Below are 16,243 nucleotides of genomic sequence, written 5' to 3'. Positions count from 1 at the left end.
CTGCTACCCACTTGATTATGTTAACGTTCATGTATTGGTTAGGTCCTTGCATATCATGGCCAGTTCTTCTCCGAAACTCTGAACCGCGAAGGCGCCGGACAACGACCGGTCCTTATGAGCAAGTGCCACGCTGACGATTTTGCCTTCATATGCTGAAATGAACCGATCGATGGTTGGACATTCCACCTTTAAGAAGCCGGCGATGCCTTGTATGATCTTGATCCGATAATAGTCCTCCTTCGGCATTCTCGGGATATCCAGGCAGCCTTCCAGATTGATAAACAAACTCCGGATCGGCACCGCCGAGAAATCGAAGTACTTTCCCTCAGGATCCGGCTGAGAGAAGGGATCGATCAACAATGAGGCGTAACGGATATACAATAAATACTCTTGATGAATGCTTTCCAGGTGCTCGAAGCAATCGATATCCTGTCGTGATAAACTCTCATTTCTCACCGGATAGTTATCATCCGTCATAAACTTCAGCAAATTGATGCGTCCCATCCCTAATCGGTCTAAGATGCTCATCATTTCCTTCCACTGGGATAGCATATCGCGGATCAGATCTTGCGTAATGGGGCCTTCAGGGAAAAGCTTATAGACATACTTGCGAGAACCCGATTCGTCAAAAATGGCGTTTAATGAGAAGTCATTCATGAACAAAGCGGGATGAACATATAACGAAATATTTCGCGCTTCAGCCTCCAAGGGCGTCCTCATGAATTCCACTTCAATGTCCGATTGCTTATACAGACCGCACAGCCTGTCGACAAGATCTGAACGGCCACGTGTCGAGCCGATATAGACTTTTTTCTTGACCCCCGTCGTTATGACCTGATTGGAAACCCGGTCATCCACCCATCTGGTGTCCCCGATATATGTAGAAAAACTTATGACTTCCGCACCCGGATTCAATTGCCCGATATAACCGGTTACCAATCTGTTGGAACCGAACGTCGGGGAAATCAGCACCAAGCTGTTTACTTTTCGCAGAACGTCTTGGTCGATCTGTCGCATGACTTCCAAATAGGCGTCGGTGGTCACTGCCAAAATCAGGGTATCCCACTGGCCTTCGATCGTCTCAATGCCACGGAATACGCCATCCAAGCGGCACTCGCCTTCCAAGGCATGATGTTTTTCATTTTGGATGCTTACGCGAACCCTTTGACCGCTGGCCGCAAGCGATTCAAAGAAATCCGCGGAACGGACCGATTCCCGACCCGCAATGCCCAAATGACAACGGTACCCTTTCTTAAGGATCACTGCCAGCTGCAAGGCGGCTGGACCCGTTCCCAATATCAGGACTCGCTTCATATCTCTCATAAGAACACCTCACTTCGATTATCCATGTGTTATGGTGCCTTTTTGTACAACGCGATGTCGAATATATCGTTTTGGCGCAATACCGTATCAACTAGTTTCCATTTGTCGTCATCCGTTTCTTTCATGGGGTAATTGAATAAAGACTTCAAACGGTTTCCGTGCCTCATGGCCACAACGACCTTTTCGTTCGTTAATGGATGTAACCGCTCCAACAGGTCGTACTTTTCAGCAACCGTTGAACTGAAAATGATGTGGGTGACCTCTTGTATGTAATCAAGATTTTCTACTGGTGTATTTATCAGCCGGATCTTCAGCTCCGGGCCCAATGCCTCGATAACCTTGACCCCGAGCCCAATGGCCTCATCGTCAATGTCGATGCCGATCACCTCGGCTCCCGTTCGCTTGGCAATCAATAGAGCCGTCATCGGAAATGCGCCGGAGCCAACCAGCAGTACGATCGACTTCGAAGTCACTTGGAAGCTTCCGAACTCTTTCTCGATGCATTCTTCGATATTCCTGAAATAATCGGTGATCCCCGTGTCTCCCTTGATCAATTTCAATGCGCGATATTTCTCCAGGGTCGCTACGCAGCGTGCCGAATACGCTCTCAATTCCTCCGCAAGCCCGTTTAAACCTCCAGTTCCTTGCCGCTCCAGCTCATCCCAAATATTGGAGTTGGACTGGTCGGTGATAAATGCTGAATAATCATCGACCAGACGTTCCAGCTCCGTTCGGTGACGGGAAATATCATCGAAGCGGTCTGCGTAGTACTTAAACCTTGTTAAATATTCAGCCAAGGATTGATCAAACATGGTTAGTTTCACGATTTCCCACCCCCGCGATATGGTCTTCATCCAGATCAATGAATGCGATGCCTTGAGCTGCAATCCCAACGGACCCTTCGATTTCCAGATGCGTCAACCGGTTTTGATCAAATAGGGCCTTTACATGAATCGTCCCGCCGGGCTGTTTGATGGAAGCCTCGACACCCCTCTTATGCTTCCAAGCTAAGTAGGCGCCTACGGAAGCGGTGCCAGATCCGCAACCTCTTTCCCACACCGCGCTATTAAGCTCCGGTACATAAATGAGCGGAGTCAGTTCCCTAATGCGGGAGTTGTATAACAGGATTCCAACCATTCTTGCATCGAGAAAGGGTCCGATGTGCTTGGCCATGGCCAACATGCTGCTGTTCATTTGCGCATCGAAGCACTCCACTTCAATCACAAAATGAACAAAGTCTTTGTATCGAACAACAACCGCATCAACAAGGGAGCACCCGTCTTGAAGGATCGTTTGATCAATTCTCACCGGAAGCGGCATGTTGACCCTGCAGCGATAATCCTCCTTGTTTTTTGTTATATGGCATGACACTAACCGCTCCGCCCCTGAAACCTCTAGTCGAAACTCAGTTGTTAGATGTCGTTTTATCCCCTGGACCTCAGCCAGGTATGCCGCTAGGGCCATGCAAGCATTCCCGCAAAATTCACCTCCTGCCATCCGCAGAAACGCATCCGCATCATCTTTCATGGATTGTTCGATAAAACCAACCTGCTCAGCATAAACATTGTCGTAAGACATGATTTTAGCAGCGACGCGTTTATGTTCATCGGGCGGAAGCTTGGTGTTAATGAGAATCGTCATGTTCTGCGTGGGATTGCATTTCACAAAATCGATCTTCTGCTTCATCACGGGCTCCCTCTGTTCCAATGGATTGCCAGTTGGATTGATGTTCTCTAATCGTAATTGTTACGATTAAGAATGATGAGAATATAGCATGGCTTTTCGAAATAGTCAACATTTTAGCAAGAAAAAAACTCTTTCGACGTCATCATCGGAAGAGTTATTTATGCGTATATTGGCTATCTTGCTTGGAGTAGAAGCGCAAGTCTTCATGATCGTTAATGGTGGCTAATGCCACATCTTGAATATTCTTATGAACGGGCGTTACTTTTGATTTGAGCCAATCAAGATCCTTACCGATTTCGTGAAGGAGCAGCATATCGATTTTTCCATCCACGATAATCGGCCTTGAGATCGTAAATGGTTGGGTCCTAATGTTCATATCAGCCGGAGTAACCGGTTGGTATGGGGTGTCCACGAATACGGAAACGGTTCCGCCCGGTTCCCACAAAGCCAGAGATACTTTCTGTATATCCTCTATTTTCTCTTTTCTAAGCTCGGAGAATAAATAATCGACAGAGATCCTTGCTTTAGACAGGTTATGGAATTGGATGAGACCATTTTTAACGAGCGTGATGGGTGGCGGATCTAGATATCGTTTGATGAACGGCCACTTCAGGCTCAACCATGTTGCCGCAACATACAGCACAATGATCACGATGGTGGTGATCATCGATCCTTCCAAGCCCAATCCCTCGTCTGAAAGCGGGTGAGCAATTATATTACCGAGAATGAGAGCGACAATGAAATCTAGAAATCTTAATTGGGAAATGGAGCGCTGCCCCATTACTTTCGTTACTAAAAGTAAAAAAACAAAGCTAACGATGCCTCTTAAGATCCATTGGACGGAAGTCAGCGTTTCTTGGCTTTCAAAAAAATCCAATACCTTCAGCCCTTTCCCACAAAATCTGACATATTCAGTAAGTTCCCCTTATGCTGCAATCTCTATACAAGATCGAGTATATAAGGGAGATCATCAATCAAATAAAAAAAGAAGAAATACATCAGCGTATTTCTTCTTCCTTGCAAAATAAAATTAAAGAATTAGGAGAGTTTCAGTTATCCTATTGCTTATTTTCTTTGGAATACAAGGTTTCTTCAGCAACCTGTGCCAGTTCCTCAGCCTTGATGCTAATCTCATGAATCGTTGCCGAGAACTCCTGAATCGTCCTTGACTGGGTATCGGTCAGCGTGTGGATATCGGCAAAAGCATGATTTAGCCGCTGTAGAAAATCCTGTATATGCTTGGTGATGCCATTAATCTGGTCCACGTTCTCTTTGGAGCTTGTCGCCAGCTTCCGAATCTCATCGGCAACGACCGAGAAACCCCTACCAACTTCCCCAGCCCTTGCCGCTTCGATAGAAGCATTAAGGCCTAACATGCTGCTCTGATCCGAAATTTCCTTCACGACGGTGGAAATCTTGCCGATCTGCTGCGCACTGGAGCTAACCTCCGACATTTGACCGGTTACGTCCGACACCCGATCGGTAAGTCGGGCGATGGATTGGCTAATATCTTCAATGGATGCGGTGGTCTGCTCGACAATCGCGGAAAAGCTCTCGGCCATCTCAAACAGCATATTCGCTTTTTCGAGGCTTGTACCCATGCCTACGCCGCCGATTACCCTGCCAAATTCGTCATGCAGCGGGATCGCCCGTGCAGCAAGCGGAAATCCAAACAGCTCTTTCGGAACGACTGCCGATAAAGCTTTATTATTGCGGATGGCATCGGTTACGATATCCCCCTCCACGAGCGGGTCCCCAGGCTTGACATTCAGCGAAAAGGTTCTTCCCGGAATGTTGATGATGAGCTTCTCCGTGTCGTATATGCCAATCGTGATGTCATCATTCGTAAGACTTTTCAGAAGTGGAGCTACCTTGACAAAGGCCCCTATCATCTCATGCTGTGTTTGTTCTTCAGTTACATTGCTCATGCTATCTCCCCCAACCCTTCATACGGGTGCTATTGTCTGCCATACCGTGTCATCAAGCTTATTGGCGTATCATTGGGAACTGCATCTTCCCTTCTGATCACTATATTTATCGTCCGAATGCAGCGAATCGTTGAGCAGGATGATGGGCTGGAACAATAAAAATCCCTTCCTCATTAGGTGAGGAAGGGACGTTGTCGAAAGGTTATACCGCTTGGCGCAGCCGCTCAAACAATATGTTGTTTTCCAGATGGATATGCTCGAAAGTGTCCTTTTCAAGCATGGCTAACCGTTGAAAGACAAGCCGATACGTACCGCAGGCATCAGCCGGAAGCTCGAAATCGGATGTTACATCCCGCAGCTCCTGCAGCAAGCTGCCGGCATGAGCATGTTCATGTTCCAGTTCGGATACGTGCGGCTTAAGCTCTGCTGCCGCTTGGTGGCTAGGGTCCGCCACAAATTTCAAGATGAGCGGAAATACATGCTCGTCCTCGTCCTTCGTATGCTCTAACAGCTCCTTTTTCAATTCCGAGAAGAGCTCTTGCACGCGAAGCAGCTCGGGATGATGCTCTCCATGCACACGGGCCAATTTCGTGACATAGGGCGTTAATGCCGGTAATTCATCACGGAGGAAGGCATGATGTTTTTGTTGGATGTGATCAATCAGTTCGGATTCCTTCAATGAAGCGGGACGGCTTTCCTGGTAATCGGCAAACTTGCTCTCTACGGACCAAACCTGCTCCAGAACGGCGGCTGGATCCAAAAGACGCTGCTTGGCTGCCTCTTCCAAAGGCACCTGGCCGCCACAACAAAAATCGATGCGGAGGGATCGAAATAAATCCGCGGTTTGCGGGATGGATGTCACAATATCGGATACCTGGCTCTGAAGCGTGAATGAACTCATATTCAAACCTCCCTAGACTAAATACGTGCTTGTGAACTTTTTCACTCTTACAACTCAAGTATATGAAACTCCCATCCCCGCATATGTGATTGCAGTCATACTGAAATGTAACACTATGTGAACGATAGTATCGAAAGGACAACGGGACCCAGGACAACAACAATCATGGATGAAATCATCCCTGTTTTGTTCTCAAAGCTGCCCAGTTTCTTCGTCATCGTTCACATTACTCGGCTCTCGGACCATTGCCTGTTTTCGCCGATATATTTACATTGGAAAATGTGGAAGTATTGTATTTCCACGTCTCATTGTTAACTTTAGCCGCATCCGCCACAAGCCCGACATAGACTTGCTTCGGCAAATCGATTCGGACGTTTCCAACCGTGGTCCAGCTGGTTCCATCTTGAGAAATGAACGATGTGAATTGATTATCCTTGCGGACAAGCTTGATCCAATATGGCAGCTGAAATTCCTGCTCCGGCTGAATCCTCGCAACCTCGCCGCCCTCCTCGGCTCGACTAAGGGTTACGCCTCTTTTCCCCGTTCGAATATAAGGGACGACAAGGGAAACGAACGGGGCATCCTCTTTCAGGCTCTCGCGGAACATGATCCCGGCTTCCGCTTCCTCATTTGTGGGAGTGATGCTTTCAATCCGGGCAACGATTTCAGCATCTCCCTTTACCTTCTGATATGCAAAATGAAAGACGTCCTTCGTGCCGCCGATATCACCCGCGGACTTGACGGTCACTTCGCCCGGCGCGCCGCCGAGCTGCGTGTGTCCCGGAATTCCCGGACTGCCGACATCGGCCGATTTCCAAGGCCTGATGCTCCCTTTAGTGTTCGCATGAACGACCACGCTCGTTGAGAATGCCATCGTGCCTGTATCGTCGATCGCTTTTGCGGCCCAGTAATGGGTGCCATCCGCAACGTCCGTCCACTGATAGCGGAACGGCATGCTTTCGTCCTCTCCAACCTTCTCTCCGTTCCGGTAAAACTCCACCTTGGTTACGCTGCCGTCTTCATCGGAAACGGACGCTTCAATCGTGACGTTCGAGCCGGCTTTTACCACCGTGTTGTTTGCCGGGGCGGTAATGACGGCTGAGGGATTGGCCGATCCGTTTCCTGGTATGGAATTCAGATACAGCTCCAGATTCGTAAATCCTTCGTTATTGGTCATATTGCGGTCGCTCGGATCTAACGGGTCCAGCCCGTGGGCGATCTCCCAATCATTCGGCATTCCATCATGATCGTCATCTTCTATTGTGGAAACAACCGGCTCCACGAGCGGATATCCGCCCACCTCATTCTGGGAGTTAATATGCATGCCGGTTCGGTGGATCACATCCTGGATGATTCGGGCATCGATTGCATCCCGCTTCGGCAGGGTGGCTCCGGCGCTTTGCATGACCGCTTCATAAGCCTCTTCGGCGGATTCGGTCGGCAATGGATTGGCAAAGGAAGCGGGAGTTTCGAGCTTCACGTAATTCGGATATGGATGAACACCGGACCAGTTATCCTGCGTATATTCCGGATACCCGTCCATGACGTTGCCGTCGATAAAGTAACTTCCGGTGCTCTCCGCATTCATAAACCGAACGACTTCCGTTTCCGGGCCGGGCTTGTAATAATTGTTGATGATATTGGTAACTGCGCCTTTGCCTCCGTACGAAGCAAAGAAACCCCAGTTGTATACCACGTTATTTCGGAAATCATGGGAGTTGCCGGCCGTGCTGTCAAACGCCGGGTTACGGCTGGAATTATGAGCGATCAAGTTATGATGGAAGCTGGTGTTCTTTCCGCCCCATATCCCGCCGTACCCGTGTCTGCCTTTGACGTGTCTGCTAATATGCATGGCGTCGGCGATGATCGACCACTGCACGGTGACATTTTCGTTGCCGTAAGGGCTGAGCACTTCGTCAACGGACCAGCTGAACGAGGAGTGGTCAATGATAATGTCTTTCTTGTACCGTCCGCCAAAAGAGTCTGCTTCCGTTTCATTCATATCGCCCAGCCGGAAGCGCATGTAACGGATGATCAGGTTGTTTCCATCGAAGGACGTTGGATACCCGATAACCGTAATCCCATCGCCCGGCGCCGTTTGACCGGCAATCGTCAGGTTGTCTCCGAGAATCTTCAGTGGGGATTTCAGCTGAATCACGCCGCCGACTTTAAATACGACGGTCCGGTTCCCGGCGCTGACCGCGTCACGAAGCGACCCCGCTCCCGAGTCGGCAAGCGTCGTTACCTCGTACACTTCGCCGCCCCGGCCGCCGGTCGTATATTTCCCACCGCCTTCGGCCCCCGGAAACGCAGGCGTTTGCGGGGAATTTGCCGGGGCTGGGGATTCAGGATTTTCCTCAGCGTAAGCACCTCCGCCGGATAAACCGGTAAACAGCATCGTGAAGACAAGCATTTGCTTCAACCATTTCGCTGCTTTCATTTGCGTACCTCCCTTATCATTTTGAGATTCTGACAACGGTTATAATTCGATCACCTCCTTTCTAAGCCATATTTAATCCGAAAGCTACTTGATCACGACCTCCCCCGGTTCCACTTCAGGAGAGATCTCGATCCCCCTAGCCTTATCGGCCTTCAGCCCCGAGCATTCGATTTGGCTGGACCGTTCCCCGGTCACCACCAACAGGCGGTCGTCCTGCGAACCGCCTTCTCCGCTGACATTCGCCACTTGAACATTTCGGCTTTGGTGAAAAAGAAGCAGCGGATTATCCTGAGTGCGAAGGACCAAGTCCTGAATGCTCAGGTTTTGTCCATTTCGGCATACAATGCCTTCCCGACTTGTGATGGCGGACCGCTTCACCGTCAAGTTCTCCACCGGCATCTCCGGCAGGCCGTTGATGAGGAGCGCAGTATGCGCGCCGCTGCACACGATATCCTGAATGACAATGTTCCGGAACACGGGGGTTTCCTCGGTAACGGGCAGCATTACTTCCTCTTGGTATTCGCCGGAGCCGGCTCTCCCTTCGTAATATAAATTGAAGGAGATGGCATCCCCGTCGATATCCCGCATCCGAATCCGTTCAATCAAGATGTTCTCGACCACGCCGCCGCGCCCGCGGCAGCTTTTAAAGCGAATGCCGATATCGGTGCCGATAAAAGTGCAATCGGATACGTATACATCCTTGATGCCTCCGGACATTTCACTGCCGACCACGATGCCGCCGTGGCCGTGATAAACGGTGCAATTCCGGATACTAATCCGCTCGCTCGGCTTTCCCAGCAGGCGCCCGGCTTCATTTTTGCCGGACTTCAGGCAGATCGCGTCGTCTCCTACATCAAACGAGCTGTTTTCAACGGTTACGTATTTGCACGAATCAATGTCCAGACCGTCCCCGTTCTGGGCATACCACGGATTGCGGACCGTAATGTTTTGAATGGTGATCTGCTCCGATGCCCAAGGATGCAGGCACCAGGCTGCGGAGTTTTGAAAGGTGGGACCGCTGAGCAGGATCCGCTTACAGTTTCTCAAGCTGAGCAGATTGGGTCTCAAGTAGTCTCTGACGGGCTCATAATCCTGTGGTTCCTCGCTGCCTGTCTGTTCAATACGGTCCAGGGTCTCCTGACCGTCCCGAGCAGCGGGCGTTGGCCACCACAATCCCTGGTCATCCACGACGCCGCCGGATTGTATTAAGCGCTCCCACTGGCTTTCCGTCAGCTTCCCTCTCTTAACAGGCCTCCAGGCTTCGCCGCTTCCGTCAAAAATCCCGCCCCCGGTGATCGCGACATCCTCCAGCCCTTCGCCATCGAGCGGAGACTGGCAGCGAAACATCTGCCGGCCCTCATACGTGGACATCAGGATCGGATAATCTTCGAAAAACTTGCTGAACATGACGAGGGCACCGGCTGAGGCATGAAGCTCAATCCGGCTCTGCAGCTTGATCGGACCGGTGAGCCATATCCCCGGAGGGATGACCAGCGTGCCTCCTCCTGCCTTTGCGCAGGCTTCAATCGCTTGATGAAATGCTTGAGTATTGTCATAAACACCGTCTCCAACCGCGCCATAGTCTGTAATCGTTACCGTATGTTCCGGGATCACGGGCAAATCAGGGCATATCGCTTCTTCGGTTATCATGATCATGGTACCTCCGTTATTGTAAGATTTCATTTTCGATTTGTATCGGCTGGACGAAATACCTTCCGCCGGTTTCGGTAGCCATTTCGATGACATGGCCATGACGTTCCATCGGCACCTCCCTTCCATCCGAGGTCGTGACCCGTACGGACCGCTTCGCATGGAGACGAAGCTTCCGACCGCTTACCGAAGTGATCACCGCTTCCGCAAGGCTCCCGTCTCTCCAATCGATATCCACCTGGAAGCCTCCCCTGGCGCGAAGTCCCTGTACGCCCCCTTGCGGCCAGGCTTCTGGCAGCGCCGGCAGAAGACGGATGTGATCCAGGTGACTCTGGATCAGCATTTCGGCAATTCCCGCGGCAGCCCCGAAGTTGCCGTCGATTTGGAACGGCGGGTGATTGTCGAACAGATTGGGGAGCGTCGATTGCCTCAGCAATTCTTTAAGATGAACATAGGCCTGTTCGCCGTCCAGCAGCCGCGCCCAGAAGTTGATGATCCAGGCCCGGCTCCAGCCGGTATGTCCCCCGCCGTGGGCGAGACGCCGCCGAAGCGTAACCCGGGCCGCTTCCGCCAAGTCCGGCGTCGAGTCCGGACTGATCGTCGTTCCGGGATGAAGACCGAACAGATGGGAGATGTGCCGGTGCCCGGGGTCGGCCTCCTCGTAATCCTCCAGCCATTCCTGCAGCTGCCCGTGCCTTCCTACCTTCATCTCCGGCAAACGATCCTTGATGGCCGCCCATTCTTGGCGAGCACTTTCGTCGATGTCCAGCTCCAGGCTTGCCTGGATGCAGGCACTGTACAGCTCCGATATGATTTGCGTGTCCATGGACGGTCCGTAACAGAGCGTTCCGGATTCGCCATTCCGCAGCAAATAACGGTTCTCCGGCGAAACGGATGGATTCGTCACGAGGTATCCTTCAGGACTTTCCACCAGAAAGTCGGTGAAGAAGAGTGCCGCTTCCTTCATGGTCTCATAGGCTCTTTTCAAGAAATCCGGATTCGGATTGAATTTGTAATGCTCCCAGAGATGAAGGGTCAGCCATGCGGCGCCCATCACCCATTGGGTGGCCGGAGGATAAATGTCCTGGGGCGCGGTGTCGGCCCAAATATCGGTGTTATGATGGGCGACGAATCCGCGGCAGCCGTACATTGTTCGTGCCGTTACGCGCCCGTTGTCCCTCATACGTTCAATTAATTCAAACAGCGGTTCATGGCATTCGGACAGATTGCAGCTTTCCGCCGGCCAGTAATTCATCTGGGTGTTGATATTGATCGTAAATTTGCTGTCCCAGGGTGGAGCCATGGAATCGTTCCAGATGCCCTGGAGATTGGCCGGGAGCGATCCAGGGCGGCTGCAGGCAATAAGCAGATATCTTCCGAAGTGAAAATACAGCGTGTACAGGCCTGCGTCGTCCTCTCCCGCCCGCACACGCTCAAGCCGCTTAGGCACCGGCAGCAAATGGCGCTCCTGATCTGCAGGAGCTCCCAGGTCCAGCTTTACCCGCTCAAACAACGGCTGATAATCCGCAATATGACGCTTCTTCAAAGCGGCATAGCCCTGGTTCGCTGCATGTTCCAGCAGCTCAGCACAGCGCAATTTCGGATCGTCTACGCGAAAGGTGCTGGCCGCGGCAAGGATAATGACGACTTCGTCGGCCTGATCCACCAGCAAATGCTCGCCGACAACGCGTACGGTTCCGCCTGCAGTTATGGCTTTTGCAGCGGCACTGTAGGTAAGCCCGTCCTTCCCACCGCAATCATTCGTCATGACCACCGTGTCCGTGCCATGCCGATGGACTGCATCCATGTGCTTCCCTTTCTGCCGCTCAAATCGCGCTGTCAAGGTCAGAACACCCGGTCGATCGGCTTCCAGCCGGATGACCATCACCTGGTCCGGATAACTGCAAAACACTTCCCGGGTAAAGGTAACGCCTCCGTATTGGTATGACGTTACGGCGATCGACTTTTCAAGATCCAGCTCCCTGCGATAGTGGGACAACTCGCCTTGCGGATGATCGACCTGAATGCAGAAATCGCCCGCCGTCAAATATGGCCTCTGGCTGCGCGGCGTCCCGGAAAAAGCCGTCTCCGACAGCCGGTGGGCTTCCTTCAGCCGCCCTTCGAACAACAGCTTGCGGATGAGCGGAAGATGTCGGAGCGCATCCGGATTGTTGCGGTCCCTCGGACCTCCGTACCATACCGAATCCTCGTTGAATTGGATTTTTTCCTGCTGGGCGCATCCGAATACCATGCCGCCAAGACGTCCGTTCCCAATCGGTAAAGCCTCGTTCCAGTTCTGGGCCGGCTGATCGAACCATATCAAGGTTTCTGAAGTTAATGGCATTCTGTCCTCCTAAGCTTCTTATGCTAAGAATTTGTAAGCGTTTTAAAAAAAGTTGGTGATTGCGGCCAAAATCCTTGAAGATCGGCTGCAGGCATGATATATAATTTTCTACGATCACTATCGATGGTAATCCAACCATGCGTATAAAGGAGATTGAGAGGAATGATTGACCGGCTGCAGCCTAAATACCACATCGGAGATCATGATTTCTCCATCCAATACATGTCGCGAAACGGTTCCAGCAGCATGCCGCGCCCCCATGAGCATCCCTACTTCGAGTTGTACTACTTGCTCAACGGGGAGCGAGTTTACTTCATGGACGATAACGTGTTCACCGTCAAAAAAGGGGATCTGATGATCGTGAACCCGCATGATCTGCACTCGACGGCAAGCTCCGAGAAGCTGCTCTTCGAGCGGGTGCTGATCGGCTTCTCCAGAACCTTCATCGAACAGGGGGACGCCGGCGTCGCCAATTTGCTCGATCATGGGACGTCCAGGCTCATTCGTATTCCGCTTAAGCATCAGCCGGAAATCGAGCGGCTGCTGCATTCCATGCTCGCAGAATGCCAAACGGAGCAGACTCACTACAGCTCATTGGTTCGCTCGCTGATGAACGAGTTGCTTATCCGCCTCCACCGGATTGAGACTACGCTGCAATCCCAAACCCATGAATACGAGCATCCGATGCATCAAAAAATTTCGGAAATTGCCCAATATATCAAATCGAATTTCCATGAGAAGCTCACGCTGGAACAGGTCGCCAAGCAGTTTTACATCAGTCCCTCCTATCTCAGCAGGGTATTCACCAGGCTGACAGGCTTTCACTTTCGTGAATACGTGCAGGTGGTACGAATCCGCGAAGCCCAAAAAATGCTCGTGAGCAGCCGGGACTCCGTGCAAATCATCTCCGAGCTGGCCGGATTTGAACATATTGCCCACTTCAATAAAACCTTCAAAAAAATAGCGGGCACGACGCCTCTCCAGTATCGCAAGCGTCACGGATAGAATCGGGGCTGTTCCAAAGTAGTCACCCGTCTTGGGACAGCCCCGCCTTTACTACATCTCTCCTCTTCCGACCCTAAACCATTCGACATCCACATACCCTCTGTCTGGATGATCCTCCTTACAAACCGCGAACAATCCAACCTTGGCTCCGACCCAGTGACCTTTTTCCGCTACGAAATCCTTTTTCCCGCACGGCATGTAACGACCGTCAGCAGCAGCGTAATCGAAGCGGCATATCGCACCAGGATGAACCGTGACCCGAATCGTTACCTTCCCATCATTCCATCCGCCGGACCATACGATATTCTCCTCCTTGTCATTCCCTGCGGCTTGAATAATCTCCATCCCGGATCCGTCCGTTTTCATCCGAACGCCGACATAGGCGAAGGTTCGTCCGAATATGATCAGACCCGCCCGTTCACCGGGCTTGAGTGACGTTCCATCCAGTTTGGCTTCCGCATGAAATACTTCAGCCGGAAATTTCTGCAGCAGCAAGTGAGGGGCATCGTAGATCGTTTGCGATGGCCGGTGCTCCGGCACGGGAAAGGAGAATAATCGCAAATGGCTGTCCTTCTCGAATGCGTACCAATCCGGATTCGGATTGGCCTGCCATTGCCACTGAAGGCCAAGCGTTGCGCCTTCGAATTCGTCCGAATCGTCCGGGGCTTGAATCATATGCTCCCCAAGGACACTTGGCTTCGGATAACGCAGAACCGGTTCGCCGATCCCGTCTCCATTCGTGTCGATCCCGATCTGCGGCCAATCATCCACCCAGCGCATGGGCTGCAGATGTGTTATTCGTCCGTAAGCCCCCTTGTCTTGAAAATGCATAAACCACGATTCGCCCGATGCCAGCTCCACCCAGCCGCCTTGATGCGGACCGTTAACCGGGCCATCGCCTTGATGCAGCACGATTTTGTCCTCATAAGGGCCAAAGACCGAGGTAGACCGAAGCACGGTCTGCCAACCCGTTGATACTCCTCCGGCAGGAGCAAAGATATAATAATAGCCATTCCGTTTATACAGCTTCGGGCCCTCCATCGTCGGATGGCGCTCGGTCCCGTCGAAGACGATCTGACCTTCATCCAGCAGCTGTTTTCCATCCGGGGACATCCGGCACATTCGTAATAGATGCTTGATGCCGCATCTGCTTTTGGCAAACGCGTGAACCAGGTAAGCCTGGCCGTCATCGTCCCAGAACGGGCACGGGTCGATTAAGCCTTTTCCCTCTTGAACCAGATGGAGTGGCGTCCAGCTGCCTGCCGGGTCCTCTGCTGTGCTCATCAAGATGCCGACATCCGGATCTCCATAGAACACCCAGTACTTGCCGTCATGGAATCGAAGGGCCGGAGCCCAGACGCCGTTCCCATGCTGCGGGACGTCATAGCCCGGCAGATCCATCCGTGGCAGCACATGATTCATGATCTTCCAGTTAATTAAATCCTTCGAATGCAGAATCGGCAGTCCCGGCAGATGGCCAAAGCTGGAGGCTGTCATATAGAAATCTTCCCCTACCCGGATCACATCCGGATCCGAATAATCCGCATGAAGCACCGGATTCACGAACGTTCCGTCTCCCTGATCCGACAACCACGGTTTGTTCTGTAATGCTTGCATTGTTAACGATGAGTGCATCATATAGAACCTCCTACCCTTGAATCTTCTAACCGCTCCATTTCCAGACTTGCAAGGATGAAAGGCGCGACGCCGATCTGGGCGTCCGACACCACTTTCTCGCCGATGTAATATTCGTAAGAGCCGTTGCGGTCGTCGCTGAGCCCCGCTCCATGGCATATGGAATGTAGATGCACGCCGGTATCGTTAACCTCGACAAACCGCTGTACCAAACCTTCGTAAGCCCTTTCCGCAATGGATCTTGAAGACTGTTCCAGGTATTGAAGCCGCACTCCCTTGGCCAATGCATAAATAAACATCGAGGAGCCGGAGGTTTCGAGATAATTGCCTTCCCGGAAGCCTTGATCGAGCACCTGGAACCACAGCCCGCTCTCTTTTTCCTGATACCGTCCCAGCGCCCGGCTTAACCGTTCGAATATGCCCATGATCGTACCGCGCTTCGGATGATCCACCGGGAAATACTCGAGACTGTCCACCAGCGCCATTGCATACCAGCCTAAGGCCCTGCTCCAATAATGCGGGGAGCGGCCGCTTTCCGGATCGGCCCATACTTGTTCCTTCGCTTCATCCCATCCGTGATACAAGAGCCCCGTTGTGCGATCCCGGGTTCTTCGCTCCACCAGCAGAAGCTGATGGGCTACCTCGTCGAACCATTCAGGTCGGTTGTAGGTTTTCGCATATTGCGCCAGAAATGGCGAAGACATATAGAGCCCATCCAGCCACATCTGAAACGGGTAAACTTTCTTGTGCCAGAACCCGCCGTCCGTCGTCCTGGGCTGGCCGATCAGCTGGGCGGCAAGCGTATGTGAAGCCTTTTCATAACGGGAGTCATGAAATCTGGCGCTCAGAGCAAATAAATTTTTCCCCTGGTTGATCTGGTCCAGATTATACTCTTCGATGCGATATCCCCGAATGCCCCCATCCGCTTGAACAAACAGATCCATATGCCTTTTCATGAAATCAATATAAGCATCCTTGCTATAACAATCCCCTGTGCGGGCGATCGCCATGAGCATCATCCCGGGTACATACGCCCACCGACGTGCAATTTCAGAGTGAAGTCCCTCGCTGTCCGCTTGACTGAGAATGGTATCCGCCGTCAAGACGGACCATCTGCTCTCTTGTTTCAAAACCGCCTCACCTCAATATCCTTGGAAGTTCTAATCACTAACTAATTATAAAGAAACGTAAATCATAAAAATTCCGGATTTGATGCCGAATCTCCCGCATATTTTGCATTTTATGCTCTGTTTCCCAATCAGCTTTCGTTCAAGAAGACAAGCAGAATAAGCTGCCATTTTTATAAATTCGGCATAAAAGGCAAAGAATGA

12 protein-coding genes are annotated in these 16,243 nt (G+C 51.6%); 1 reads left to right on the top strand and 11 read right to left on the bottom strand.

All coding sequences use genetic code 11. From position 1 onward, the window contains the following. Positions 1 to 27: 27 nt before the first annotated feature. The 9 genes from MHH82_RS14715 to MHH82_RS14675 all read right to left on the bottom strand — a co-directional run bounded on the left by MHH82_RS14715 (position 28) and on the right by MHH82_RS14675 (position 12,272). Positions 28 to 1,323 carry an opine metallophore biosynthesis dehydrogenase gene (locus MHH82_RS14715; protein ID WP_036663196.1) on the bottom strand — a complete coding sequence of 432 codons (1,296 nt, stop codon included), beginning with the start codon at positions 1,321 to 1,323 and terminating at the stop codon, positions 28 to 30. Positions 1,324 to 1,352: 29 nt separating this feature from the next. Continuing rightward, the gene (locus MHH82_RS14710) at positions 1,353 to 2,147 is read right to left on the bottom strand and encodes a class I SAM-dependent methyltransferase (protein WP_251495394.1); all 795 of its coding nucleotides are present in this window, start codon (positions 2,145 to 2,147) and stop codon (positions 1,353 to 1,355) included. Next, positions 2,128 to 3,009, bottom strand: a complete 882-nt coding sequence (locus MHH82_RS14705; protein WP_340966441.1) for a diaminopimelate epimerase — start codon at positions 3,007 to 3,009, stop codon at positions 2,128 to 2,130. The genes MHH82_RS14710 and MHH82_RS14705 overlap by 20 nt, the downstream gene beginning before the upstream one ends. A gap of 154 nt (positions 3,010 to 3,163) precedes the next feature. Further along, positions 3,164 to 3,886: a DUF421 domain-containing protein gene (locus MHH82_RS14700; protein WP_251495391.1), complete on the bottom strand. Its 723-nt coding sequence runs from the start codon at positions 3,884 to 3,886 to the stop codon at positions 3,164 to 3,166. A gap of 181 nt (positions 3,887 to 4,067) precedes the next feature. Further along, positions 4,068 to 4,937, bottom strand: coding sequence for a methyl-accepting chemotaxis protein (locus MHH82_RS14695; protein ID WP_340966438.1), 870 nt, complete (start codon positions 4,935 to 4,937; stop codon positions 4,068 to 4,070). 202 nt (positions 4,938 to 5,139) lie between these two features. After that, entirely contained in the window at positions 5,140 to 5,838 is a 699-nt protein-coding gene (gene ric / locus MHH82_RS14690) for an iron-sulfur cluster repair di-iron protein (RefSeq protein ID WP_340966435.1), read from the bottom strand. Between the two features lie 226 nt (positions 5,839 to 6,064). Then, positions 6,065 to 8,278: an Ig-like domain-containing protein gene (locus tag MHH82_RS14685; protein WP_340966432.1), complete on the bottom strand. Its 2,214-nt coding sequence runs from the start codon at positions 8,276 to 8,278 to the stop codon at positions 6,065 to 6,067. An 84-nt stretch (positions 8,279 to 8,362) separates the two neighbouring features. Further along, positions 8,363 to 9,934 (bottom strand): glycoside hydrolase family 28 protein, encoded by a 1,572-nt coding sequence (locus MHH82_RS14680; protein WP_445661965.1) that lies wholly within the window; start codon positions 9,932 to 9,934, stop codon positions 8,363 to 8,365. A 10-nt stretch (positions 9,935 to 9,944) separates the two neighbouring features. Continuing rightward, the gene (locus MHH82_RS14675; RefSeq protein WP_340966428.1) at positions 9,945 to 12,272 is read right to left on the bottom strand and encodes a glycoside hydrolase family 95 protein; all 2,328 of its coding nucleotides are present in this window, start codon (positions 12,270 to 12,272) and stop codon (positions 9,945 to 9,947) included. Between the two features lie 162 nt (positions 12,273 to 12,434). Between MHH82_RS14675 and MHH82_RS14670 the strand changes: the two genes are divergently transcribed. Next, the gene (locus MHH82_RS14670; RefSeq protein WP_251495376.1) at positions 12,435 to 13,277 is read left to right on the top strand and encodes a helix-turn-helix domain-containing protein; all 843 of its coding nucleotides are present in this window, start codon (positions 12,435 to 12,437) and stop codon (positions 13,275 to 13,277) included. Between the two features lie 51 nt (positions 13,278 to 13,328). On the opposite strand, the gene MHH82_RS14665 is transcribed toward MHH82_RS14670, so the two are convergent. Both MHH82_RS14665 and MHH82_RS14660 read right to left on the bottom strand, forming a co-directional pair. Next, complete coding sequence (locus MHH82_RS14665; protein ID WP_145036169.1) at positions 13,329 to 14,915, bottom strand: glycoside hydrolase family 43 protein; 1,587 nt, start codon at positions 14,913 to 14,915, stop codon at positions 13,329 to 13,331. Beyond that, positions 14,912 to 16,042: a glycoside hydrolase family 88/105 protein gene (locus MHH82_RS14660; protein ID WP_340966423.1), complete on the bottom strand. Its 1,131-nt coding sequence runs from the start codon at positions 16,040 to 16,042 to the stop codon at positions 14,912 to 14,914. Before MHH82_RS14660 ends, MHH82_RS14665 begins: the two co-directional genes overlap by 4 nt. Between the last annotated feature and the right edge of the window lie 201 nt (positions 16,043 to 16,243).

It is taken from the genome of Bacillus sp. FSL K6-6540 (genome assembly GCF_038007545.1).
The sequence above is the reverse complement of the archived record's forward strand: the minus strand, read 5'-3'. Positions and strand labels throughout refer to the sequence as shown.

Bases quoted from the DNA above. Each gene is read 5' to 3' on its own strand.
- MHH82_RS14675 (WP_340966428.1), bottom strand. From the start codon at position 12,272: ATGCCATTAACTTCAGAAACCTTGATATGGTTCGATCAGCCGGCCCAG.
- MHH82_RS14680 (WP_445661965.1), bottom strand. From the start codon at position 9,934: ATGATCATGATAACCGAAGAAGCGATATGCCCTGATTTGCCCGTGATC.
- MHH82_RS14670 (WP_251495376.1), top strand. From the start codon at position 12,435: ATGATTGACCGGCTGCAGCCTAAATACCACATCGGAGATCATGATTTC.
- MHH82_RS14665 (WP_145036169.1), bottom strand. From the start codon at position 14,915: ATGATGCACTCATCGTTAACAATGCAAGCATTACAGAACAAACCGTGG.
- MHH82_RS14715 (WP_036663196.1), bottom strand. From the start codon at position 1,323: ATGAGAGATATGAAGCGAGTCCTGATATTGGGAACGGGTCCAGCCGCC.
- MHH82_RS14695 (WP_340966438.1), bottom strand. From the start codon at position 4,937: ATGAGCAATGTAACTGAAGAACAAACACAGCATGAGATGATAGGGGCC.
- MHH82_RS14705 (WP_340966441.1), bottom strand. From the start codon at position 3,009: ATGAAGCAGAAGATCGATTTTGTGAAATGCAATCCCACGCAGAACATG.
- ric (WP_340966435.1), bottom strand. From the start codon at position 5,838: ATGAGTTCATTCACGCTTCAGAGCCAGGTATCCGATATTGTGACATCC.
- MHH82_RS14685 (WP_340966432.1), bottom strand. From the start codon at position 8,278: ATGAAAGCAGCGAAATGGTTGAAGCAAATGCTTGTCTTCACGATGCTG.